The 22,157-nt window shown below is 62.5% G+C and carries 26 protein-coding genes; all 26 read left to right on the forward strand.

The features are described from left to right. The first annotated feature begins 190 nt into the window (after positions 1 to 190). A complete protein-coding gene (gene rpsB / locus QVE23_RS05935) occupies positions 191 to 931 on the forward strand; it encodes a 30S ribosomal protein S2 (protein ID WP_036630655.1) in 741 nt (246 codons plus the stop codon). Between the two features lie 51 nt (positions 932 to 982). Continuing rightward, complete coding sequence (gene tsf, locus QVE23_RS05940) at positions 983 to 1,900, forward strand: translation elongation factor Ts (protein WP_021749870.1); 918 nt, start codon at positions 983 to 985, stop codon at positions 1,898 to 1,900. 156 nt (positions 1,901 to 2,056) lie between these two features. Beyond that, positions 2,057 to 2,719: a site-2 protease family protein gene (locus tag QVE23_RS05945; protein ID WP_025544547.1), complete on the forward strand. Its 663-nt coding sequence runs from the start codon at positions 2,057 to 2,059 to the stop codon at positions 2,717 to 2,719. A 10-nt stretch (positions 2,720 to 2,729) separates the two neighbouring features. Beyond that, entirely contained in the window at positions 2,730 to 3,515 is a 786-nt protein-coding gene (locus QVE23_RS05950) for a segregation and condensation protein A (RefSeq protein WP_275982807.1), read from the forward strand. Beyond that, positions 3,512 to 4,165 carry an SMC-Scp complex subunit ScpB gene (gene scpB / locus QVE23_RS05955; protein ID WP_021749874.1) on the forward strand — a complete coding sequence of 218 codons (654 nt, stop codon included), beginning with the start codon at positions 3,512 to 3,514 and terminating at the stop codon, positions 4,163 to 4,165. The genes QVE23_RS05950 and scpB overlap by 4 nt, the downstream gene beginning before the upstream one ends. 39 nt (positions 4,166 to 4,204) lie before the next feature. Beyond that, positions 4,205 to 4,885 carry a hypothetical protein gene (locus QVE23_RS05960; protein WP_287967749.1) on the forward strand — a complete coding sequence of 227 codons (681 nt, stop codon included), beginning with the start codon at positions 4,205 to 4,207 and terminating at the stop codon, positions 4,883 to 4,885. Between the two features lie 18 nt (positions 4,886 to 4,903). Next, on the forward strand, positions 4,904 to 5,302 hold the full coding sequence (ytfJ, locus tag QVE23_RS05965) for a GerW family sporulation protein (RefSeq protein WP_174232996.1): 399 nt from the start codon (positions 4,904 to 4,906) through the stop codon (positions 5,300 to 5,302). A 42-nt stretch (positions 5,303 to 5,344) separates the two neighbouring features. After that, complete coding sequence (locus QVE23_RS05970) at positions 5,345 to 6,445, forward strand: D-alanyl-D-alanine carboxypeptidase family protein (protein WP_249390744.1); 1,101 nt, start codon at positions 5,345 to 5,347, stop codon at positions 6,443 to 6,445. A gap of 12 nt (positions 6,446 to 6,457) precedes the next feature. Further along, entirely contained in the window at positions 6,458 to 7,168 is a 711-nt protein-coding gene (locus QVE23_RS05975; RefSeq protein ID WP_287967751.1) for a pseudouridine synthase, read from the forward strand. A 196-nt stretch (positions 7,169 to 7,364) separates the two neighbouring features. Further along, positions 7,365 to 8,231 (forward strand): MurR/RpiR family transcriptional regulator, encoded by an 867-nt coding sequence (locus tag QVE23_RS05980; protein ID WP_021749879.1) that lies wholly within the window; start codon positions 7,365 to 7,367, stop codon positions 8,229 to 8,231. Continuing rightward, positions 8,224 to 9,474: a BaiN/RdsA family NAD(P)/FAD-dependent oxidoreductase gene (locus QVE23_RS05985; protein WP_021749880.1), complete on the forward strand. Its 1,251-nt coding sequence runs from the start codon at positions 8,224 to 8,226 to the stop codon at positions 9,472 to 9,474. The genes QVE23_RS05980 and QVE23_RS05985 overlap by 8 nt, the downstream gene beginning before the upstream one ends. Continuing rightward, complete coding sequence (gene cmk, locus QVE23_RS05990; RefSeq protein WP_025545046.1) at positions 9,471 to 10,151, forward strand: (d)CMP kinase; 681 nt, start codon at positions 9,471 to 9,473, stop codon at positions 10,149 to 10,151. The genes QVE23_RS05985 and cmk overlap by 4 nt, the downstream gene beginning before the upstream one ends. Beyond that, positions 10,148 to 10,759, forward strand: coding sequence for a lysophospholipid acyltransferase family protein (locus QVE23_RS05995; RefSeq protein ID WP_021749882.1), 612 nt, complete (start codon positions 10,148 to 10,150; stop codon positions 10,757 to 10,759). The genes cmk and QVE23_RS05995 overlap by 4 nt, the downstream gene beginning before the upstream one ends. Continuing rightward, positions 10,756 to 12,720, forward strand: coding sequence for a bifunctional 4-hydroxy-3-methylbut-2-enyl diphosphate reductase/30S ribosomal protein S1 (locus tag QVE23_RS06000; RefSeq protein ID WP_021749883.1), 1,965 nt, complete (start codon positions 10,756 to 10,758; stop codon positions 12,718 to 12,720). The genes QVE23_RS05995 and QVE23_RS06000 overlap by 4 nt, the downstream gene beginning before the upstream one ends. A gap of 189 nt (positions 12,721 to 12,909) precedes the next feature. Next, positions 12,910 to 14,256, forward strand: coding sequence for a butyryl-CoA:acetate CoA-transferase (locus QVE23_RS06005; RefSeq protein ID WP_021749884.1), 1,347 nt, complete (start codon positions 12,910 to 12,912; stop codon positions 14,254 to 14,256). Positions 14,257 to 14,522: 266 nt separating this feature from the next. Further along, entirely contained in the window at positions 14,523 to 15,020 is a 498-nt protein-coding gene (locus QVE23_RS06010; protein ID WP_021749886.1) for a CarD family transcriptional regulator, read from the forward strand. 66 nt (positions 15,021 to 15,086) lie between these two features. Continuing rightward, complete coding sequence (gene ispD / locus QVE23_RS06015; RefSeq protein ID WP_256264794.1) at positions 15,087 to 15,815, forward strand: 2-C-methyl-D-erythritol 4-phosphate cytidylyltransferase; 729 nt, start codon at positions 15,087 to 15,089, stop codon at positions 15,813 to 15,815. Further along, positions 15,812 to 16,297: a 2-C-methyl-D-erythritol 2,4-cyclodiphosphate synthase gene (gene ispF, locus QVE23_RS06020; RefSeq protein ID WP_051365693.1), complete on the forward strand. Its 486-nt coding sequence runs from the start codon at positions 15,812 to 15,814 to the stop codon at positions 16,295 to 16,297. Before ispD ends, ispF begins: the two co-directional genes overlap by 4 nt. 81 nt (positions 16,298 to 16,378) lie before the next feature. Then, positions 16,379 to 16,630, forward strand: a complete 252-nt coding sequence (locus QVE23_RS06025) for a putative Se/S carrier protein (protein WP_021749889.1) — start codon at positions 16,379 to 16,381, stop codon at positions 16,628 to 16,630. Then, positions 16,627 to 17,751 (forward strand): aminotransferase class V-fold PLP-dependent enzyme, encoded by a 1,125-nt coding sequence (locus QVE23_RS06030; RefSeq protein WP_267288315.1) that lies wholly within the window; start codon positions 16,627 to 16,629, stop codon positions 17,749 to 17,751. Before QVE23_RS06025 ends, QVE23_RS06030 begins: the two co-directional genes overlap by 4 nt. Positions 17,752 to 17,854: 103 nt before the next feature. Further along, the gene (gene cdaA, locus QVE23_RS06035; protein WP_021749891.1) at positions 17,855 to 18,739 is read left to right on the forward strand and encodes a diadenylate cyclase CdaA; all 885 of its coding nucleotides are present in this window, start codon (positions 17,855 to 17,857) and stop codon (positions 18,737 to 18,739) included. After that, positions 18,729 to 20,051 carry a CdaR family protein gene (locus tag QVE23_RS06040; RefSeq protein WP_021749892.1) on the forward strand — a complete coding sequence of 441 codons (1,323 nt, stop codon included), beginning with the start codon at positions 18,729 to 18,731 and terminating at the stop codon, positions 20,049 to 20,051. Before cdaA ends, QVE23_RS06040 begins: the two co-directional genes overlap by 11 nt. Next, the gene (locus QVE23_RS06045) at positions 20,048 to 20,458 is read left to right on the forward strand and encodes a SoxR reducing system RseC family protein (RefSeq protein WP_021749893.1); all 411 of its coding nucleotides are present in this window, start codon (positions 20,048 to 20,050) and stop codon (positions 20,456 to 20,458) included. The genes QVE23_RS06040 and QVE23_RS06045 overlap by 4 nt, the downstream gene beginning before the upstream one ends. A 4-nt stretch (positions 20,459 to 20,462) precedes the next feature. Next, positions 20,463 to 21,368, forward strand: coding sequence for a DUF5685 family protein (locus QVE23_RS06050; RefSeq protein ID WP_287553938.1), 906 nt, complete (start codon positions 20,463 to 20,465; stop codon positions 21,366 to 21,368). Continuing rightward, positions 21,365 to 22,024: a J domain-containing protein gene (locus tag QVE23_RS06055; RefSeq protein ID WP_025545465.1), complete on the forward strand. Its 660-nt coding sequence runs from the start codon at positions 21,365 to 21,367 to the stop codon at positions 22,022 to 22,024. The genes QVE23_RS06050 and QVE23_RS06055 overlap by 4 nt, the downstream gene beginning before the upstream one ends. Positions 22,025 to 22,053: 29 nt before the next feature. After that, positions 22,054 to 22,157, forward strand: a 104-nt coding sequence (locus QVE23_RS06060) for a YicC/YloC family endoribonuclease (RefSeq protein ID WP_287967754.1), incomplete at its 3' end; no start/stop codon positions are given.

Genomic DNA, 22,157 nt, shown 5'->3' on the forward strand with positions numbered 1-22,157 from the left:
AAACCGGGAATTTTACACGGCTTTTGGGAAAAAATACTTGCATTGCACACTGGATTGTGATACTATATTTCAGCATTCCGCACGGTGCGTCGACTTTCTGTCTGTGCCCGGGGCCCAAAACGGCCGGGTTGGCAGGGGGGATGAAACCGCCGGAGGACCAACTAAATTGAAATTGGAGGAACACACAACTATGGCAAATTCTAGCGTCGTATCCATGAAGGCCCTGCTGGAGGCGGGCGTCCACTTCGGTCACCAGACCCGCCGTTGGAACCCCAAGATGGCTCCCTATATCTACACGGAGCGCAACGGCATCTATATCGTGGACCTGCAGAAGACCGTCCGCAAGCTGGAGGAGGCATACAGCTTCGTCCGTCAGCTGTCTGAGAGCGGCCAGTCCCTGCTGTTCGTGGGCACCAAGAAGCAGGCACAGGAGGCCATCCGCGAGGAGGCCACCCGTTGCGGCCAGTTCTATGTGAATGCCCGGTGGCTGGGCGGCATGATGACCAACTTCAAGACCATGCGCACCCGTGTGGATCGGCTGAACCAGCTGAAGACCATGCAGGAGGACGGCACCTTCGACATGCTGCCCAAGAAGGAAGTCATGAAGCACCTGGGCGAGATCGCCAAGCTGGAGAAGTACCTGGGCGGCGTGAAGGAAATGAAGAAGCTGCCCGGCGCCCTGTTCATCGTGGACACCCGCAAGGAGCGCAACGCCATCGCCGAGGCCCACAAGCTGGGCATCCCCGTGGTGGCCATCGCCGATACCAACTGCGATCCCGATGAGATCGATTATGTGATCCCCGGCAACGACGACGCCATCCGCGCCATCAAGCTGATCTCCTCCATCATGGCCAACGCCGTGCTGGAGGGCAAGCAGGGTGAGCAGACTGCTGAGGCCGCCTCTGAAGAGGCTGCTGCCGACGCTGAGTAATCTGCGCCCGCATTTGCGCGTATATACCAAAACTGTTTGGAGGAATTCAAAATGGCTTTTACCGCAGCTGATGTAAAGAACCTGCGCGAGATGACCGGCGTGGGCATGATGGATTGCAAGAAGGCGCTGACCGCCTCCGACGGCGATATGGACAAGGCCGTGGAGTGGCTGCGCGAGAAGGGCATGGCCGCCTCCGCCAAGAAGGCCGGCCGCATTGCCGCCGAGGGTATGGCCTATGCCGCCGTCATCGACGGTGTGGGCGTGGTGGTCGAGGTCAACGCCGAGACCGACTTCGTGGGCAAGAACGAGAAGTTCGTGGACTTCGTCAAGGGCGTGGCCGCCACTGTGGCCAAGGAGGCTCCCGCCGACCTGGACGCGCTGATGGAGTGCAAGTACGTCGGCACCGACCTGACCGTCACCCAGCAGCAGCAGGAGATGGTGCTGGTGATCGGCGAGAACATCAAGGTCCGCCGCTTCGCCCGCTTCGCCGAGAACGTCTCCGTGCCCTATGTGCACGCCGGCGGCAAGATCGGTGTGCTGGTGAACCTGGAGTCCGACCTGCCCGCTGAGAAGGTGGAGGAGATCGGCAAGGACGTGGCCATGCAGATCGCCGCTCTGAACCCCCGCTTCTGGGACAAGTCTCAGGTGGGCCAGGATGTCCTGGACGAGGAGAAGAAGATCATGATGGTCCAGATGGAGAACGATCCCAAGATGGCCTCCAAGCCCGAGGCCGTGCGGGAGAAGATCGTCATGGGCAAGCTGAACAAGTTCTACTCCGAGAACTGCCTGCTGCAGCAGGAGTTCGTGAAGGACAACTCCATGAGCGTGGAGCAGTATATCGCCTCCGCCGCCAAGGCCGCAGGCGGAAAGGTGACCTTCAAGGACGCCATCCGCTTTGAGAAGGGCGAGGGCATCGAGAAGAAGCAGGAGAACTTCGCTGAGGAGATCGCCTCCATGGTGAAGGGCTGATTATTAAGCCAGCTGAATCAGGAGCGGGTGCGAAAGCACCCGCTCCGCTTGTTTCCGCCTGAAAGCCCTTTGAATTCCGGTGATTTTCCTTGTATTGCGGGGGGAAAACTGGTATAATACTCCTATCTTTTGGGTTATCATCACAGGGAGACGAATATGCTGCACTATTTACAGGGATTGCTTTCCGCGCTGGACCTGACTTCACTGCTGGACGCGGTGTTGCGGGTGGCCGCGATTTTTCTCTGCCTGACAGTCCACGAGACCTGCCACGGTCTGGCGGCCCTGGCTCTTGGGGACCCCACGGCCAAGTCCATGCACCGCCTGAGTCTGAATCCCCTGCGGCACATCGACTGGATCGGCCTGCTGATGATGTTCGTGGCAGGATTCGGCTGGGCCAAGCCGGTGCCGGTGGACCCCCGGTACTTCCGAAAGCCCAAGCAGGGCATGGCATTGACCGCCCTGGCGGGACCCGTCTCCAACTTTGTGCTGGCGGTTTTGGCAATGCTTATCAGTAAGGTGATTTACCTTTACGCCCCTTATTCTGCGGCGATGGACGTGGTGTTCAGCTTCTGCCTGTACACGCTGGCGCCTCTGTCCATCGGTCTGGGGTTGTTCAATTTGATTCCCATCCCGCCGCTGGATGGGTCCAAGGTGCTGGCGGCGTTTCTGCCGGACCGGCAGTACATCACGCTGATGCGGTATGAGCGGTACGGCATTGTCGTGCTGTTGGTGTTGTCCTTTGTGGGCATCGGCAGCAGTTTGATCTCCCGGGGCATCCTGGGCATTTACAGCGCCCTGTTGTCCCTGATTTTTGGTTGAGGTGAACGGTTTGCAAAACCCCGTATTCAAGCTGGAAAAGGTGGTCCGTAGCAAATCCGAGGAAGAGATGCAGGACTTTGAGGGCCCTCTGGACCTGATTCTATATCTGCTGGGCAAGAACAAAATGGAGATCCAGGACATCTCCATCTCCCTGATCTGCGACCAGTACATGGCGTGGCTGGCCCGGCGGCAGGAGATGGATCTGGAGGTGGCCAGCGAGTTCGTCACCATGGCCTCCCAACTGGTGTACATCAAGACCCGGATGCTTCTCTCCATTGAAGATGAGGAGGCCCAGAGCGAGATGGATGCCCTGATCGCCTCTCTGGAGGAACGGAAGCGCAACGAGAACTACGCCAAGGTGAAGTCCATGGCCGCCCGGCTGGAGCCCATGGGAGAATTCGGACGGAATATCCTCACCCGTCCGCCGGAGCCGGTGAAGCGGGGAAAGATCTACGAGTACGACCAGACACCGGCGGACCTGGTCCTGGCCATGGCCGAGATCCAGGGCCGGGCGGAGCGGTCCCTGCCGCCGCCCCGCTCCGCCTTCCAGAGCATCGTCCAGCACGAGCCCTATCCCGTGGAGAGCAAGGCCCGGGAGATTCTGAGCCGGCTAAGGACTCACGGCGTCACTCGGTTTCTGCTGCTGTTTCGGGGCAGCCGCAGCCGCAGCGAGGTGGTGGCCACCTTTCTGGCGGTGCTGGAGCTGTGCCGGGCCCGCATCCTGCATCTGGCAGGGAGTGAGACGGACTGCACTGTCCGGCAGGAGCGGGAGTTGCCCCAGGATCTGAAACTGTGAGAGAGGACCGTTCCAAGATGGAGATGAAAGAGATCGAATCGGCGGTGGAGGGTATCCTGTTTGCCTCTGGGGAGCCGGTGCAGACCGACCGGATCTGCGTGGCCCTGGAGATGGACCGCCCCACGGTGGAGCAGGTGCTCCAGAAGCTGATGGACTACTATGCCTACGAGCGCCGGGGCATCCGGCTGCTGCGCATGGAGGATACCTGGCAGCTGTGTTCCGCGCCGGACTACGCGGATGTGATCCGAAAAGCCTTTGAGATCCGCAAGCCCGCCAAGCTCAGCCAGCCGGCGCTGGAGGTGCTGACCATCATCGCCTACTACCAGCCCACCACCCGGGCCTATGTGGATCAGATCCGGGGTGTGGACAGCGCCTATACCATCGGCCTGCTGCTGGACCGGAAGCTCATCGAGGAGTGCGGCCGCCTGCAGGTACCCGGAAGGCCCCGCCTGTACCGGACCACCAAACAGTTTCTCCGGGCCTTCCATCTGACCAGCCTGGATGACCTGCCGGAGCTGCCGGACCTTGGCGGCGAGGGACAGATGCGGATCGGCGAGGACGGACAGATCATGGACCCGGCGGACACGGCAGAGATCACCGGAGCCGACACGCCGGAGACGGCCGGCGCCATGGAGGAAGAGGCGCCTTGAGAATCCGCTCCGCCAGAGCGGTCAGGGGGGTGATGGACGTTGCTGGGACTTTGGATCACGTTGGCGGTGCTGCTGGCACTTGCGATTTTTCTGTCGCGGCTGCGGCTGGGACTGTATGTGGTCTTCGGCAGGGGGCAGGCTGCGGCGGATTTGACGATTGGTCCCTTCCGGGTCCGGCTGGTACCGTCCAAAGAGGCAAAAAAAACGCCGCAGGAAACCAAAAAAACGGGAAAGCCTAAAAAGGAGCCGAAGGACCTGGCAGAGGCGGCAAAAAAAATCCCGAAGCCCAAACTGGAAGATCTTCAGGACGCCGCAAGGACGCTGTGGCCCGCCGCCCAAAAGGCTCTGCGCCGCACCCGGCGGGGTATCCGCGTAGACCCGCTGCGCCTGTCCGCCACCCTGGGCGGGGCGGAGGACCCGGCGGCAGCCGCAGAGTTGTACGGTGGACTCCACGCCCTGGTCTGGACCGGGATGCCGGCTCTGGAGAAGCTGGTGGTGATCCGGGATCCCGGGATTCATCTCGGAATTGATTTTGACGCGCAGGAGACCCGGGCGGAAGGAGAGCTTGGCATCTCCATCCGGCTGGGGACGCTGATCGCCGTAGGAACGCAGCTGGCGGTCCCGGCCATCGGCTGGCTCCGGCGGTTCATGAAGCGGCGGCGGATGCCGCCCGCATCCAAAGCAGCAGACAACAAGGCGGCAGAACACCCCGCCGCGTGACGAGAAAGGATGGCATCCATGGACGAGACAATGGACAAGAAGAGACCCCTCAGCGATTTGATGCGTTCCACGATGGACAAGATCCGGGAGATGGCGGACACCAACACCATCGTGGGGCAGCCCATCACCACGCCTGACGGCGTGACTCTGATCCCCATTTCCCGGGTCAGTATGGGCTTCGGCTGCGGCGGCGCCGACTACGGCAAGACCCAGCCCAAGGACTTCGGCGGCGGCAGCGGCGCAGGCGTGAAGATCGAGCCTGTGGCGTTCCTGGTGATCCGGGAGGGAACGACCCGGGTGCTGCCGGTGGCGATGCCGCCCATGACCACGCTGGACCGGGTGGTGGAGATGATGCCGGATCTGGTGGACAAAGTGGAAAAATATTTCGACAAGAAGGAAGAAAAAGAACCCGTCTGAACGGGGTATACTACCATCACCAAACAAATGAGGTGATGGCATTTGCAAACCCTGCTCCGGCGGCTTGCCGCTTTGGGGATCGCTCTGGCGGCCCTGTTCAGTCTTTTTCCTTGTCAGACGCACGCGGTCAGTACGTCTGCCTCCTCCGCTATTTTGATGGACGTGGACAGCGGCCGGGTGTTGTATGAGCAGAACGCCGACGCGAAAATGCTGATCGCCAGCACTACCAAGATTCTGACGGCCCTGGTGGCTATCCGGGAGGGAGACCTGAACGATGTGGTCACGGTCTCCCGGGAGGCGGCGTATACAGAGGGCTCCTCCATGTATCTGAAGGTGGGGGAGAAGCTGACGCTGGAGACACTGCTGTATGGACTGCTGCTCTGCTCCGGCAACGATGCGGCCGTGGCCATTGCCGAGCACATCAGCGGCAGCCAGGAGGACTTTGCAAAGCTCATGAATGCAACGGCCCGGGAGATCGGCATGGAGCACTCCTCCTTCGCCAACCCCAACGGGCTGGACCATGAGGACCATTACTCCACGGCCCGGGACATGGCGCGTCTTGCCTGCGCGGCGGTGGAAAATGAGACTCTGGTACGGATGGCCTCCACCCGCAGCGTCACCATTGGCGGGCGGACCATGACCAACCACAACAAGCTGTTGAACCAGATAGAGGGGTGTATCGGCCTGAAGACCGGCTATACCATGGCGGCAGGCCGGACGCTGGTGAGCTGTGTGGAGCGAAACGGCCAGCGGCTGGTGGCGGTGACTCTCCAGGACGGCAACGACTGGGCGGACCACGCGGCGCTGTATGACTACGGTTTTTCCACCTATCCCGCCAAGCTGGGGGCCTCTCTGGGCCAGACAATCCAGCGGGTCCAGGTGGAAAACGGCATGAGCGCCACGGTGCCCCTGGTGGCGGCGGACAGCTTCGCCTGGCCGCTGGCGGAGGGGGAGTCCCTGGAGCTGGACGTGGAGCTGGCCGGATCTCTGCGGGCCCCCATCCGGGCCGGCCGGCGGGCCGGGGAGGCGGTTTTCTCGGTCAATGGAAAAGAGGTGGGCCGGGTGGCGCTGCTGTATGGCGCCGACGTGGCGCCCCGGATGGAGAGCGCCCTGAGCATTCTGAAGCAGGGGTTGCCGGGATAGAGAGAGGACAACATGGAAGAACGACTGCAGAAGCTGCTGTCCGCCGCGGGGGTTTGCTCCCGGCGGACGGCAGAGACATATTTGATCGCCGGAAGGGTGACGGTGAACGGCCAGACCGCCCATCTGGGCCAGCGTGCAGACCCGGATCGGGACGAGATCCTGGTGGACGGCCGTCCCCTGGCGCCCCGGGCGGAGGCCGTGTACATCCTGCTGAACAAGCCGCGGGGCTATGTCTCTACCCTCTCGGACGAGCGGGGGCGGCGGACAGTGGCGGAGCTGGTAGCGGACTGCGGGAGCCGGGTTTATCCCGTGGGACGGCTGGACCTGGATTCCGAGGGCCTGCTGCTGCTGACCAACGACGGTGCCTGGGCCCAGCACATGCTGCATCCAAAGCACGAGGTGGAAAAGACGTATCACGTCTCCGTATTCGGACCGGTGGCCGGCGCGGCGGCCCGGCTGGCAGCCGTCACCGACCTGGAGGGGGAGTCCATCCGCCCCGCCCGGGTGGAGGTGCTGCGGGAAACTCCCGGAACCGCGGTGCTGGCAGTGACCATTCATGAGGGGAAGAACCGGCAGGTCCGCCGGATGTGTGCCCAGTGCGGCCTGACGGTGAAGCGGCTGCGCCGGGTCCGGGAGGGAGCTCTGGAGCTGGGCGATCTGCCGCCGGGAAAGTGGCGGTATTTGACACAGGACGAGGCAGGGGCGCTGGGAGTCACCCCCTGACTGAAAAGCGGAAGGCGCCGCCCTGAATGGGGCGGCGTCTTTTCCATTCCGGCGGCGAGACGGAAAAATCCCGCAAAGCGGTTTGAATTTTGAAAAAACTGTGCTACAATAGACCGCGGAACGTCCGGCGGGCCAGCGGAGCTGCCGGGCAAGATCAAGAACGGCCCCCTGCAGGCGGCCGACGGAGGAAACAGCAGTGGCTAAGAGCATCCTACATACCATCGAGCGCAATATGCCCACCTTTTCCAAGGGACAGAAGCGGATTGCCGACTACATCCTGCAGAATTACGACAAGGCCGCCTTCATGACTGCCAGCAAGCTGGGGAAGCTCTCCGGCGTCAGCGAGTCCACAGTGGTACGCTTCGCATCGGAGCTGGGGTACGACGGCTATCCCAGTATGCAGCGGGCACTGCAGGAGATGATCCGCAGCCGCCTCACTTCCACCCAGCGCATCCAGGCGGCGGACAATCTGTTCGGCGGACAGGATGTGCTGTCCGCCGTGATCCAGTCCGATATGGACAAGCTGCGGATGGTGGCGGAAGAGGCGGACAGGACCGAGTTCAACAAGGTGGTGGACCTGATCCTGGGCGCCGGGCACCTGTACATCCTGGGGGTGCGGACCTCCTCCTTTGTGGCGGGGTATCTGAACTTCTACCTGCACCTGCTGTCCGAGAACGTGACGCTGGTGCAGTCCAACGCCGCAGGGGAGATCTTCGAGCAGCTGCTGCGGATCGGCCCCGGGGATGTGATGATCGCCATCAGCTTCCCTCGGTACTCCAAGGTCACTATGAACACAGTGAAGTTTGCCCAGGACCGGGGGGCTACCATCGTGGCTATTACAGACAATGAGCTGTCCCCCGTCTACCAGATGGCGGAGGCTGCTCTGCTGGCTCCCAGTGAGATGATCTCCTTTGTGGACTCCATGGTGGCGCCTCTGTCCCTCATCAACGCGCTGCTGATCGCCGTGGGCTCCCGGATGCGGTCGGACGTGTCCCGCACCTTTGCGGAGCTGGAGGACATCTGGAACGCCTACGGCGTGTTCGGGAAGATGGACGATGAGTAAGGGGCTGGTAGTGATCGGCGGGGGAGCCGCCGGGATGATGGCCGCTGTCTCCGCGGCGGAGCGGGGCGCACAGGTGACGCTGCTGGAGCCCAATGAGCGGCTGGGAAAGAAGCTGAACATCACCGGCAAGGGCCGGTGCAACGTCACCAACAACGCCGATGTACAGACCTTGCTGGCCAACGTGCCCCGGAACGGCAAGTTTTTGTACAGCGCCTTTTCCCGGTTCGACGGCCGGGACACCATGGCGTTCTTTGCGTCCATCGGCGTGCCGCTGAAGACCGAGCGGGGGAATCGGGTGTTTCCCGTCAGTGACCGGGCCTTTGACGTCAGCGCCGCTTTGGAGCGGCGGCTGAAGGCGCTGAAGGTCTCTCTGGTCCGGGACCGGGCGACGGAGCTGGAGATCACCTCCGGCGCCGTCACAGGTGTCCGGGGAGAGCGGGGGACATACCCTGCCGGGGCGGTAGTCCTTGCCACCGGCGGCGTCAGTTACCCCGCCACCGGCTCCACAGGAGAGGGGCACCGAATGGCCCGGGAAGCGGGGCATACGGTGACGGACCTTCAGGGCTCTTTGGTGCCGCTGCGGGATTACGGCCTGGGCCGGGAGCTCCAGGGCCTGAGCCTGCGGAATGTGGGGCTGGCGGTGTTCGAGGACCGGAAGAAGATCTACACGGACTTCGGGGAGATGCTGTTCACCCACTTCGGTGTCAGCGGGCCCCTGGTGCTATCGGCCTCCGCCCACATGCGGCACTTCGGCAAAAAGACCTATCGGCTGGAGATTGACTTGAAGCCTGCTCTGGATGAGCAGGCCCTGGACAAGCGGCTGCTGCGGGACTTTGAGAAGTACGCCAACCACGACTTCTGCAACGCGCTGGACGATCTGCTGCCCCAGAAGCTGATTCCGGTGGCAGTGGAGCGGTCGGGCATCCCGCCCCATCAAAAGGTCCATGACCTGACGCGAGAGCAGCGGCGGGAACTGGTCCAGAGCCTCAAGCATTTTTCTGTGGAGATTGCCGGCCCCTGCCCGGTGACGGACGCCATCGTTACTTCCGGTGGCATAAAGATCAGTGAAATTGACCCAAAGACAATGGAATCAAAACTTGTAAAGGGATTATACTTTTCGGGAGAAATCATGGATGTGGACGCCTATACCGGCGGATTCAACCTGCAGATCGCCTGGGCCACAGGCCGGGCGGCGGGACAGGCTGCGGCGGAGGCGCTGAGACAAGGGGAAGAGAACGCATGAGTGAGAACATTCGCGTGGCCATCGACGGGCCCTCCGGCGCGGGGAAGAGCACCCTGGCCAGGAGCGTGGCCGCCAGACTGAACTTTTTATACGTGGACACAGGTGCCATCTACCGCACCATCGGCTATGCCGTGTGGCGGAAGGGGATCGATCCCCGGGACCGCTCCGCCGTGGTGGCGGTGCTGCCGGACCTGGAGATTTGCCTGACCTATGGGACGGACGGCCTGCAGCACATGGAGCTGAATGGAATGGATGTGACGGCGGAGATCCGCCTGCCGGAGGTGTCCCGCTACGCCTCTCTGGTATCCGCCTATCCGGAGGTTCGGGCGTACCTGCTGGAGATGCAGCGCCAGCTGGCCCGGGAGAACAGCGTGGTGATGGACGGCCGGGATATCGGCACGGTGGTGCTGCCGGATGCGGAGGTGAAGGTGTTTCTCACCGCTTCCGCAGAGGAGCGGGCCCGCCGCCGGATGCTGGAGCTGGAGGAGCGGGGGACGCCGGAGCCTTATGCGGCTATCCTCCGTGCCATTCAGGAACGGGACTGGAACGATACCCACCGTGACGCCGCACCCCTGCGTCAGGCGGAGGACGCGGTGCTGCTGGACACCACGGCTCTGGATTTTGTCCAGAGCGAGGACGCGCTGCTGCACATTATCCGGGAGAGGACGGGACTATGAGCGAAAAGAGGCCGCTGAATGGATTTTTCGTATGCATCTACTATCTGGTAAACTTGGTGGCGGGGATTCTTCACCCAGTCACCATCATCGGGCGGGAGAACCTGCCGGAGCACGGCGCCCTGCTGTGTCCCAACCACAACAGCAACTGGGACCCGGTGCTGGTGGCGCTGAAGGTTCCGGTGAACTACCGGCTCCACATCATGGCCAAGAAGGAGCTGTTCTGCAACAAGGTCTTTGACTGGGTACTGCGGAAGCTGGGCGCCTTCCCTGTTGACCGGGGCGAGGGGGACATCGAGGCGGTGAAAACCGCCCTGAAGGCTATCAAGAGCGGGGACAACCTGCTGATATTCCCGGAGGGAACCCGGGTGGAACACGAGGGGGCTCTGCCCGCCAAGGGTGGTGTGGCCGTCATCGGCATCCGTTCCGGGGCGCAGTTCGTGCCGGTGTACGTGGAGGGGAACAAACGCCTCTTTCGCCGGACCCGCATCATCTTCGGCCAGGCATACCGGCCGGAGGCCACCAGCCGTCGGCCTTCACCGGAGGAGGTCCAGGCCATCGCCGACGAGGTGCTCCGCCGCTCCTACGCCCTGGGGAAGGAGGCGCGATGAAGGTCCTTTTGGCCAAGAGCGCCGGATTCTGCTACGGCGTGAAGCGGGCGGTGGAGTTGGCGGCAAAGACCGGGGAGGAGACCGGCGGATGCTGGATGCTGGGAGACCTGATCCACAACTCCCACGTGGTGGAGGATCTGGCCCGCCGGGGTGTCCGGAAGACCGAGGACCCGGCTGGCCTGGCGGCGGGGGACACGGTGGTGATCCGATCCCATGGAGAATTGAAATCCGTGCTGGACGATCTGGAGGCCCGGGGCGTCCGGTGCGTCAATGCCACCTGTCCCAATGTGATCCGCATCCAGCGCCTAGTGGCCCAGGCGGAGGCGGAGGGCCGTCGTCCGGTGATCATCGGCGAACCCCTGCACCCGGAGGTGATGGGGGTGGCCAGCTGGTGCCGCCAGCCCCTGGTGTTCGACGGGCCGGAGGCCGTGGAGGCCTGGCTGGACGGGGATGAGAAAAGTCGGGAAATCCCTGTTACCGTAGTAGCGCAGACCACCTGCATCCGAAAACTTTTTGAAACTTCTTGGAAAATCATAAAAAAACAGTGTACAAACGTAAAAATCTTTGATACAATATGTAATGCTACGCATGAACGTCAGTCTGAGGCGGCAGAAATCGCCGGCAAAGCAGACGTGATGGTCGTGGTGGGAGACCGTAAAAGCGCCAACACCAAACATCTGACGGAAATTTGCCTGAGGAGATGCCCCCGCGTGGTCCAGATTGAACGCGCGGACGAGCTCTCGCCGGATTTTTTCAATGGTTGTACTGTTGCGGGCCTTACGGCTGGTGCCTCCACGCCTGCGGGCATCATTAAGGAGGTATATGCAACGATGAGCGAAGAAATCAAGGCGGCCGAGGGCAAAGAGGAGTCCTTCGAGGAATTACTGAATCAGTCTTTTAAAACTTTAAATAACGGTGACCGGGTCACCGGCATCGTTACCGCCATCACCCCCACCGAAGTGCAGGTGGACGTGGGCGCCAAGCAGGCGGCCTACATCAAGCTCAGCGAGCTGAGCGACGACCCCAATGTCAAGGCGGAGGACATCATCCACGTGGGCGACCAGATCGAGACCTATGTGGTCCGCGTCAACGACGTGGAGGGCTACGCAGAGCTGTCCAAGAAGCGTCTGGACGCTGCCAAGGTCTGGGAGAACATCGAGCAGGCCGTGGAGGAGAAGACCGTTCTGGAGGGCACTGTCACCGAGGAGAACAAGGGCGGCATCGTGGTGTCCGTCAAGGGTGTGCGGGTATTCGTCCCCGCCTCTCAGAGCGGTCAGCCCCGCGGCGCTGATCTGTCTGCCATGGTGAAGCAGAAGGTCCAGCTGCGGATCACCGAGGTCAACCGCGCCCGCCGGCGCGTGGTGGGCTCCATCCGCTCCGTCACTGAGGAGGCCCGGAAGGCCGCCCAGGCGGAGGTGTGGGCCAACATCGAAGTGGGCAAGCACTACACCGGCACCGTCAAGTCCATGACCAGCTACGGCGTGTTCGTGGACATCGGCGGCGTGGACGGCATGGTACATATCTCCGAGCTCAGCTGGAGCCGGATCAAGACCCCCGCCGAGGTCTGCAAGGTGGGCGATACCATGGACGTGTACGTCATCTCCTTCGATCCCGAGAAGAAGAAGATCTCCCTGGGCGTGAAGGATCACAGCATCGATCCCTGGCAGGTGTTCATGGACAAGTACCAGGTGGGCGACGTGGCCTCTGTCCGCATCGTCAAGCTGATGACCTTCGGCGCCTTTGCCGAGGTCGTGCCCGGCGTGGACGGCCTGATCCATATCTCCCAGATTGCTGACCGGCGCATCGACAAGCCTGAGGATGTCCTCTCCGAGGGCCAGATTGTGGACGCCAAGATCACGGCCATCGACGAGGAGAAGCAGAAGATCTCCCTGTCCATCCGCGCCCTGCTGACTCCCGCGGCTGATGAGGCTGAGGAGGAAGAAGCTCCTGTGGAGGAGTAATCCGCACGGATTTCCAGACCTAAAAAAGACAGGCTCCGGTGAGGGGCCTGCCTTTTTTTGAAAATTTTGTGATTTTTTTCACGGTATGGATTGCTTTTCAAGGGCTGGTATGTTATACTCTTGACAATCAATGTAAGACAACACCGATGACATCATACAACAAACGGGAATTACAGGAGGAAGATCAACATGAGCTACCAGGAAGTGTACAAACAGAAGCTGACAACGGCCGACGAGGCGGTCAAGGCCGTCAAGTCCGGCGACTGGGTGGATTACGGCTGGAGCGTCTGCTCGGCGGATGCCTTGGATAAGGCGCTGGCCCGGCGGATGGGCGAGCTGACCGACGTGAAGATCCGGGGCGGTATCCTGACCCACAAGCCCGCCATTTTCGATGTGCCCAATGCGGCGGAGCATTTCTGCTGGAACTCCTGGCACATGGGCGGCATCGAGCGCAAGGCCGTGAGCGAGGGCTTCTCCTATTACATCCCCCTGCGGTATTCTGAGCTGCCGGGGTATTACCGCAACTGCATCAAGAGCTTGGACGTGGCCATGTTCCAGGTGGCCCCCATGGACGAGCACGGCTGGTTCAATTTCGGTCCCGGCGGCTCCCACCTGAAGGCTGTGTGCGAGTGCGCAAAGACCGTCATCGTGGAGGTCAACAAGAACATGCCCGTGTGCTTGGGCGGGTTTGAGAACTGCATCCACATCGACGACGTGGACATGATCGTGGAGGGAGAGAACCCTGCTCTGGATGAGCTGGGCGGCGGCGGAGCCGCCAGTGAGGTGGACATGGCAGTGGCCAAACTGGTGGTGCCGGAGATCTGTGACGGTGCCTGCCTGCAGTTGGGCATCGGCTCTATGCCCAACGCCATCGGCAAGATGATCGCCGAGAGCGACTTGAAGGATTTGGGCGTGCACACCGAGATGTACGTGGACGCCTTCGTGGACATGTCCATAGCCGGTCGCATCACGGGCCTGCGCAAGCCCTTTGACCGGGGCCGGCAGACCTATGCCTTCGCGGCGGGCACACAGAAGCTGTATGACTTCATCGACAACAACCCTGAGTGCATGGCTGCTCCCGTCAGCTATGTGAACGACATTGCCCGGGTGTCTCAGATCGACAACTTCATCTCCATCAACGGCGCCGTGGATATCGACCTGTACGGCCAGGTGTCCTCTGAGTCCTCTGGAATTCACCATATCTCCGGTGCCGGCGGCCAGCAGGACTTCGTCATGGGCGCGTACCTGTCCAAGGGCGGCAAGAGCTTCATCTGCTGCTCCTCCTCCTACATGGACAAAAAAAGCGGCCAGCTGAAGTCCCGTATCCGGCCCACGCTGCTGGAGGGGTCCGTGGTCACCGCCACCCGCACCAACCTCCACTATGTAGTGACGGAGTACGGCAAGTTCAACGCCAAGGGCAAGTCCACTTGGGAGCGGGCCGAGGGCCTGATTGCCATCGCCCATCCTCAGTTCCGCGAGGAGCTGATCGCCGAGGCGGAGAAGATGCACATCTGGCGCCGTTCCAACAAGAGATAACAAAATCCTCCGGAGCCGGGCGGCATATCTGCCGTCCGGCTCTTTTGTACAGGGGGGACCTGTGTCTGGAGGAGCTGATGCCCTTGCCGCGGGTGGATGATTCTCTGCGGAAAGTGTAAGGCACTGGAAAAGATAGTAAAAAAATTTCAAAATAAGCTTGTAAAGCCGCTGAAAAGCCGGTATAATGAAATTTATGAAAACAGAAAAGTGGAAATAGAGAGAGCGGGTTCCAGTCACCGCCCGGCGGAAATGGGAAGGAGTTTACCATGTTCAGCGTTGGGGATCTGGTCGTTCATCCAATGCATGGGGCCGGCGTGATCGACGCCATCGTTCAGGAAAAGGTCGCGGGGAGTACACAGGACTACTATGTGTTCAAAATGCCGGTGGGTGGACTGCTGTTGAAGATCCCCACCGCCAACAGCCAGACGATTGGAGTCCGCTCGGTCATCCAGCGGCCGGAGGCGGAAGCCCTGATTGCCGCTATCCCGTCTTTGGCGGTGGAGGAGAGCAGCAACTGGAACAAGCGGTACCGGGAAAATCTGCTGCGGATGAAGAGCGGGGATCTGTACGAGGTGGCACGTGTGATTAAGGGGCTGATGTTCCGGGAACGGAAGCGGGGCCTCTCCAATGGGGAGCGGAAGATGCTTCATACGGCCCGCCAGATCCTGCTGTCGGAGCTGGTGCTGGCAGAGGACAGCGGCTATGAAGAGGTGGAGCGGCGTGTGGAGCAGGCCATGCTCCAGACACCGGAGATCCAGAGATAACGTGTTCGCGGACCATGTCCGCGAACATTCTGCTGTTTCAGGAGAAATTTCCAGGGAGGTCGGATCATGGCATTTTTCAAAAAATTCCGGGATGCCCAGCGCCCTTGCTGCGCCGCGCTGGTGGCGGCGGCAGGCAGTTCTTCCCGCATGGGCGGGGTGAACAAGCTGCTGCAGCCCCTGGACGGCATTCCTGTACTGGCCCGGACACTGACGGCCCTGCAGATGGCCCGGCGGATCGACGAGATCGTGGTAGCCGCCCGGGAGGAGGACTTTCTGGAGATCTCCCAGCTGTGCAGGACCTACGGCATCACCAAATGCACCAAGGTGATCCGGGGCGGGGAGAGCCGGGCCCACTCGGTGCTTCTGGCAGCACTGGAGGCCGGGGAGGGCATGGAGCTGCTGGCGGTGCAGGACGGCGCCCGCCCCCTGGTGACGCCGGAGCTCATCGACGATGTGGCGGAGCAGGCCGCCCGTTGCGGGGCGGCGGCCCCGGCGGTGGCGGTGAAGGACACCATCAAAGCCGTCCGGGACGACGGCACGGTGGCGGAGACGCTGGACCGGGCGGCCCTGCGGGCTGTGCAGACACCCCAGATCTTCGAGAGCGCGCTGCTGAAAGCCGCGCTTCAGGCGGCTGTTGAGGGGGGCATCCCCATAACGGATGACTGCTCCGCCGTGGAGCGGCTGGGCAAGCGGGTCTATCTGGTGGAGGGGGACGAGGAAAACCTGAAGATCACCACTCCGGTAGACCTGATTTTGGCGGAGGCTATTCTGCAGGCCAGGGAGGATCGGATATGACGAATCTGCGGATCGGACATGGATATGACGTCCACCGGCTGACGGAGAGGCGGCGGCTGGTGCTGGGGGGCGTGGAGATCCCCTGGGACCGTGGGCTGCTGGGCCACTCCGACGCGGACGTGCTGACCCACGCGGTAATGGACGCCCTCTGCGGCGCCGCCAAGCTGGGGGACATCGGCAAGCTGTTCCCGGACAGCGATCCCCGCTACGCCGGTATTTCCAGCCTGGAGCTGCTGCGGCAGGTGGCAGCGCTGCTGCAGGAGAGAGGATGGGCCGTGGTGAACATCGACGCCACCCTCATCGCCCAGGCCCCCAAGGTGGGCCCCTACCGCCCGGAGATGGAGGCGAACCTCTCCGCAGCTCTTGGGACGGATGCGGACCGGGTGAATGTGAAGGCCACCACAGAGGAGCATCTGGGCTTTACCGGGGACGGCTCCGGCATGGCGGCCCATGCGGTGGCGCTGCTGGAACGGCTCCCTTGAAAAAAAGGACGTGCCTCGGGCGCGTCCTTTTCGCACGTCCGCGCCTCCCGACCATAGAATGGGTAGAGAGGAGGAGTGTCTGTGGAGCACTATTTGATTATCGCCCGCTCGGTGACCTATGCCCAGCGGATGCAGCGGGCGCTGGCCCGGTCGGGGATCCGAAGCCGGATCTTCCGGGCCCCCCGGGACCTGACGGACCGGGGCTGCGCCTACGCCGTGCAGATCGCGGACTCCGACCTGACGGCTGCCCTGACGGCCCTTCACAGGGAATCTTTGGACCCTGTTCAGATATTCTTGACCCAGCGGGGGACGTTCCGGGAGGTGAGACCGTGATCTATTTTGACAGCGCGGCCACCACCTTCCAGAAGCCCCGGACTGTGGCGGACGCCATGCGGGACGCCATGGCCACCATGAGCTCTCCCGGCCGCGGCGGATACCCCGCCGCCATGCGTGCGGCGGAGGCTGCCTTCGACTGCCGGACAGAGCTGGCGGAGCTGTACCATCTGGAGAACCCGGAGCAGGTGGCCTTCACCATGAACGCCACCCACGGCCTGAACATTGCCATCAAGAGCCTGGTGCCTCCCGGCGGGAAAGCCGTGATCTCCGGATATGAGCACAACGCTGTCACCCGGCCCCTGGCGGCCCTGGGAGCCCAGGTGTCCGTGGCGGCGGCGCCCCTGTTTCAGCCTGCAGCGGTGACGGCGGCCTTTGACCGCCTGATCGTGCCCGGCACGGACGCGGTGATCTGCAACCACGTGTCCAACGTATTCGGCTTCGTCCAGCCGGTGGAGGCTATCGCCGCTATCTGCCGGGAGCGGGAGGTACCCTTCATCATCGACGCGTCCCAGTCCGCCGGGATGCTGACCCTGGACATGACGGCCCTGGGGGCGGCCTTCATCGCCATGCCGGGCCACAAGGGCCTGTACGGCCCCCAGGGGACCGGCGTACTGCTGTGCGGGAAGGACGTCCCCGTCCGCACACTGCTGGAGGGCGGCACCGGCAGCATCTCTATCCAGCAGGAGATGCCGGACTTCCTGCCGGATCGGCTGGAGGCGGGCACCCACAATATGCCCGGCATCGCAGGGCTGCTGGCGGGGGTCCGATTCGTCCGCCAGCTGGGGCCGGAGGCCATCTGCGCCGGAGAGCGGCAACTGACCTTCCAGGCGGCGGAGGGCCTGAGGCGGCTCCCTGGACTGCAGGTGTTTGCCCTGCCAGACCTGGCGGCCCAGGCGGGGGTGCTCTCCATTGTCCCGGAGCGCATGGACGCAGAGGCATTGGGCGCGGCCCTGGCAGACCGGGGCATCGCCGTGCGGGCGGGCCTTCACTGCGCGCCCCTGGCCCACCGCACCGCCGGGACGCTGGACACCGGCACCGTCCGGCTGAGTTTTTCCCACTGGAACACGCGGGAGGAAGTATCCCGTTTCCTAGTGGCTATGGGGGAGATCCTGAGGTGACTTTCTGAACAGACCGTGAATTTTAGCTTGGTTTGCCTTGCATTCTACAGGCAGATTTTATATAATCTAGATATTCATGGCCTGAAAGGGATGATGACGTCCAATGGAATTTGTCACGCTCTCCACACTGCCCGGGATCATCGGCCGGTATCTGATGATGCTGAAGGTCACGGACATTTTGGATATAGCGATTATGGTGTTTGTGTTTTACAAGGCTCTGACGCTGATTCAGAGCACCCGGGCCGCCAGCCTGCTCAAGGGCGTGCTGGTGTTTCTGGCGGCGCTGATGCTGTCCATGGTCCTGAATATGAACAGCATCAACTTTATCATGAACCAACTGGTGAGGTGGGGCGTGGTGGCGCTGATCGTCCTCTTCCAGCCCGAGATCCGACGCATCCTGGAGGAGGTGGGCAGCCGCCGCTTCATCGCCTTCTTCTCCCGGGCGGAGGCCGGCACCGCCGTGGAACAGGCCATCGACCAGACGGTGCTGGCCTGCACCGAGATGTCCCAGTCCCGCACCGGCGCCCTGATCGTGTTCGAGCGGGAAAACCTGCTGGACGACATGGTCCGCAGCGGCACGGTGCTGGACGCGGCGGTCTCCAGCGAATTACTGAAAAACATCTTCTTTGTAAAGGCCCCCATGCATGACGGCGCCGTCATCGTCCGGAACGGGCGGGTGCTTGGCGCCGGATGCATGCTGCCTCTCAGCAAGAACGTGAACCTCTCCCGGGAGCTGGGGATGCGCCACCGGGCCGGTATCGGCATGAGCGAGAACGCCGACGCCGTGGTGGTCATCGTCTCCGAGGAGACCGGGTCCATCTCCGTGGCCATCGGGGGAATGCTCAAGCGGCACCTCAAGCCGGAGACGCTGGCCAATATCCTGCGGAACGAGTTGCTTCCGCAGGAGGCCGGGGAGGACAAGCCCAAGTTCAGCCTGATGAATCTGCTGCGGGCCGGAAGCACGGGAGGCGACAACCATGAAAAGTAATCCCAAGCAGAAGGCGGTGTATCTCGCCCTGTGCATCCTGGCGGCCATCGTGGTGTGGATCTTCGTGGACAACTTCGGAAACAACGGCGGTGCGGTGATGCATACCAAGTGGTTCCGGGATGTGCCCATCACCTACACTGGGGAGACGGTCCTTACAGAGCGGGGCTTCATGCTGCTGGACGAGGATACCGTCAGCACCGTGGATTTGGAGATGGAAGGGACCGCGTTTGACCTGGCTCTGCTGGACAAAGACTATATCCGGGTGACAGTGGATCTCTCCAATGTGAGCCGGACAGGGGTGCAGACGGTGACCTCGGTGATTTACGGCTATACGGAAGAGTATTTCCGGCAGAATATTACGGTGAGCGACCGGACGCCCTCCGTCATCACCATCAACGTGGCGGAGCTGTACCACAAGACGGTGGATGTCCGGTGCGAGATCTCCGGCAATGTGGCAGAGGGTTACTCCGCCGGAGAGCTGCAGGTCAGCCCCACGGAGATCGAGGTCCGGGGCGATCAGGAGGATGTGGATGCCGTCAGCTATGCCAAGGTGACCCTGGATCTGGGAGAGGACGCCACCTCCACGGTCACGGGAGAGCTGCCCATCCAGTTCTATGACGCAAACGACCAGCTGCTGGAGAACACGAGCCTCCAGACCACAGAGGAGACCATTCAGGTGACGCTGCCGGTATATGTCACCCGGGAGCTGCAGCTGACCATGAACTTCGTGGAGTCCGCCGGCGCCCGCATGTACAACGTGGACTGGGGGATCGAGCCGTCCACCATCTTGGTGTCCGGCCCGGCAGATGTGCTGAACAGCATGGACAGCATCGTTCTGGACGATTTCAATCTGGCGGAGCTGGGCAGCACCACCAATTACAGCTATGCCATTCCCATCCCGGAGGGATGCGAGAATCTCAGCGGCGTCACACGCGCCACGCTGCGCATCTCCTTCAAGGATATGCAGCGCACCACGGTGACGGCCACCAACTTCATTCTGGAGAACGCGCCGGAGGACCGGACCGTAGACCTGCTGACAGAGCAGCTGGCCGTGTCCATCTTCGGCACCAGCGGGGATGTGGGGGCCATTACCTCGGACAACATTCTGGTGACGGTGGACCTGGCGGACTTCGGCTCCGCCGTGGGCACCTACACTGTCCCCGCGGAGGTGACGGTGGTGGGGCACGACGTGGGCGTCTCCGGCGGGACGTATCAGGTGCGTGTCACCATTTCTGAACAGACATCCGATCAGCCGGCGGAGCCTGATACGCCCGCCGGGGAGATCCCAGATACAGGAGACGAGACAACATGACGCAGATCGCAACAGTTGAACGAATTTTAGATGCGGACCACGCGGAGATTTCCGTACCCCGGAAATCCGCCTGCGGACACGACTGCGAGGAGTGCGCCGGCTGCGGCGTCACCGGCGCGGCGGTCCACGCCCGGGCCAGCAACCCCATCGGCGCCCGGCCCGGACAGAAGGTGGTTGTGGAGAGCAGCACCAAGAATATGCTGCGGATCGTGGTACTGGTGTACCTGATCCCGGTGGTGCTGTTCCTGGCGGGGTATGTCATCATGTCCCTGTTGACGGACAGCGTAGCGGCGCAGTACGCGGTGGCTGCGGCCGGATTCGCGGCGGGCATCGTCTTTGCCATCTTCTATGACCGCAGGCTGCGGGCCAGGGGCGGCCTGACCTTCAACATCGTCCGGGTGTTCTGAGGCGGTGTTCGGCTATGTACGCCCCCCGCTGGAGATCCTGCCTCAGGAGGAGGCAGAGCGGTTCCGGCGGGCATACTGCGGGCTGTGCCACACCTTGGGGGAGCGGTACGGCCCGGCGGCCCGGATGATCCTGAACTACGACTTCACCTATCTGGCCATCCTGCTGTCGGATCCGGAAGAAGCTGCGCCCTGCCGGAGGCGGTGCGTGTCCAGCCCCGTCCGGCTCCGGGCGTACCAGCCCGCAACCGCGGCCCTGGAGCTGGCAGCGGATGAGAGCGTGATTCTGGCCTACTGGCAGCTGCGGGACGGCGTGGAGGACCACGGCCTCTGGAAGGGGTTGGGCTACCGGGTCTCCGCCGCCGCACTGCGGGGCGGCTATCGAAAGGCTGCCGCGGCCCGGCCGGAGTTTGACGGCCGGGTGCGGGAACAGCTGGCGGCTCTGAGCCGCTTGGAGGGGGAGTGTTGTCCCTCCATGGATCAGGCGGCAGATACCTTTGCCCAGCTGCTGGCGGCAGCGGCTGCCGGGGTGGAGGACCCGGTGCGGCGGCGGGTGCTGGAGCAGATGCTCTACCACCTGGGCCGGTGGGTGTATCTGATCGACGCGGCGGACGACCTGCAAAAAGACGCCGTCTCCGGGAATTATAATCCCGTGGCCCTGCGCTATGGCCTGCGGGACGGCAAATGGGACGAGGAGAGCCGCCGGGCCTTTGCCAGAACGCTGGACCACTCCATCCACATGATCGCCACGGCCTTTGAGCTGTGGGACTTCGGCGTCTGGCGCCCCCTGCTGGAGAGTACGGTGTACACCGGGCTTTTTGCCGTGGGCCGGGCCGTGCTGGAGGGCACCTTCCACAAAATGCCCCCCAGGGAACAGAGAAAGAAACACAAGAAGGCTGAGGAGACCACATGAACGATCCCTATCAGATACTGGGTGTGTCGGAGAACGCCTCCGACGAGGAGATCAAAAAAGCATATCGGGACTTGGCCCGGAAGTACCACCCGGATAACTACCACGACAATCCGCTGGCGGATCTGGCGCAGGAGAAGATGAAAGAGATCAACGCCGCCTACGAGCAGATCACCAAGGAGCGGGCCTCCGGCAAGCGGGGGAGTGGCTCCGGCGGGGCCTCTTACGGCGCTTCCGGCTACGGCGGATACGGCGGCTATCAGGGCTACGGCGGATATGGGGGCTCCCAGAGTTACAGCGGTCAGAGCTCCGTGCTCCAGCAGGCCCGCATCGCCATCAACACCGGCAACATCAGCCGGGCGGAGGCGCTGCTGGCCAATTACAGCGACCACAATGCGGAGTGGAACTTCCTGAAGGGGGCGGTCTGCTACCGCCGGGGCTGGCTGGACGAGGCGCTGCGGTACTACCGGACCGCCTGCCAGATGGACCCCACCAACGCCGAGTACCGGCAGGCGCTGGAGTATATGGAGGGCACGGACGACACGGCATACCGCCCCGGCGGCGGGAGTTTCGGCACCTTGTGCGGCGGAAATCCCTGTATGAGCCTGTGCTGTCTCTGGGCGCTCTGCAATGGCGGCGGCTATTGGTTCTGCTGCTGAGAGACCACAAGAGAGGAAGTAGGGATCACATGATTAAGAGCATGACCGGCTACGGCCGGGCAAGACAGGAGCTGCACAAGCGGGACATCACGGTGGAGGTCCGCTCCGTCAACAACCGGTATCTGGACTGCAC

Origin of the sequence: Oscillibacter sp. KLE 1728 (genome assembly GCF_934833455.1) — a bacterium.
Lineage (GTDB): Bacteria > Bacillota > Clostridia > Oscillospirales > Oscillospiraceae > Oscillibacter > Oscillibacter welbionis.

What these genes read in the sequence shown, in the direction of transcription:
- QVE23_RS05975 (WP_287967751.1), top strand. Translation starts at nt 6,458, where the DNA reads ATGGAAGAACGACTGCAGAAGCTGCTGTCCGCCGCGGGGGTTTGCTCC.
- QVE23_RS06040 (WP_021749892.1), top strand. Translation starts at nt 18,729, where the DNA reads ATGAAAAGTAATCCCAAGCAGAAGGCGGTGTATCTCGCCCTGTGCATC.
- QVE23_RS05995 (WP_021749882.1), top strand. Translation starts at nt 10,148, where the DNA reads ATGAGCGAAAAGAGGCCGCTGAATGGATTTTTCGTATGCATCTACTAT.
- QVE23_RS05985 (WP_021749880.1), top strand. Translation starts at nt 8,224, where the DNA reads ATGAGTAAGGGGCTGGTAGTGATCGGCGGGGGAGCCGCCGGGATGATG.
- QVE23_RS06005 (WP_021749884.1), top strand. Translation starts at nt 12,910, where the DNA reads ATGAGCTACCAGGAAGTGTACAAACAGAAGCTGACAACGGCCGACGAG.
- QVE23_RS06010 (WP_021749886.1), top strand. Translation starts at nt 14,523, where the DNA reads ATGTTCAGCGTTGGGGATCTGGTCGTTCATCCAATGCATGGGGCCGGC.
- rpsB (WP_036630655.1), top strand. Translation starts at nt 191, where the DNA reads ATGGCAAATTCTAGCGTCGTATCCATGAAGGCCCTGCTGGAGGCGGGC.
- QVE23_RS06000 (WP_021749883.1), top strand. Translation starts at nt 10,756, where the DNA reads ATGAAGGTCCTTTTGGCCAAGAGCGCCGGATTCTGCTACGGCGTGAAG.
- cmk (WP_025545046.1), top strand. Translation starts at nt 9,471, where the DNA reads ATGAGTGAGAACATTCGCGTGGCCATCGACGGGCCCTCCGGCGCGGGG.
- cdaA (WP_021749891.1), top strand. Translation starts at nt 17,855, where the DNA reads ATGGAATTTGTCACGCTCTCCACACTGCCCGGGATCATCGGCCGGTAT.
- QVE23_RS05945 (WP_025544547.1), top strand. Translation starts at nt 2,057, where the DNA reads ATGCTGCACTATTTACAGGGATTGCTTTCCGCGCTGGACCTGACTTCA.
- ispD (WP_256264794.1), top strand. Translation starts at nt 15,087, where the DNA reads ATGGCATTTTTCAAAAAATTCCGGGATGCCCAGCGCCCTTGCTGCGCC.
- ispF (WP_051365693.1), top strand. Translation starts at nt 15,812, where the DNA reads ATGACGAATCTGCGGATCGGACATGGATATGACGTCCACCGGCTGACG.
- QVE23_RS06055 (WP_025545465.1), top strand. Translation starts at nt 21,365, where the DNA reads ATGAACGATCCCTATCAGATACTGGGTGTGTCGGAGAACGCCTCCGAC.
- QVE23_RS06045 (WP_021749893.1), top strand. Translation starts at nt 20,048, where the DNA reads ATGACGCAGATCGCAACAGTTGAACGAATTTTAGATGCGGACCACGCG.
- ytfJ (WP_174232996.1), top strand. Translation starts at nt 4,904, where the DNA reads ATGGACGAGACAATGGACAAGAAGAGACCCCTCAGCGATTTGATGCGT.
- tsf (WP_021749870.1), top strand. Translation starts at nt 983, where the DNA reads ATGGCTTTTACCGCAGCTGATGTAAAGAACCTGCGCGAGATGACCGGC.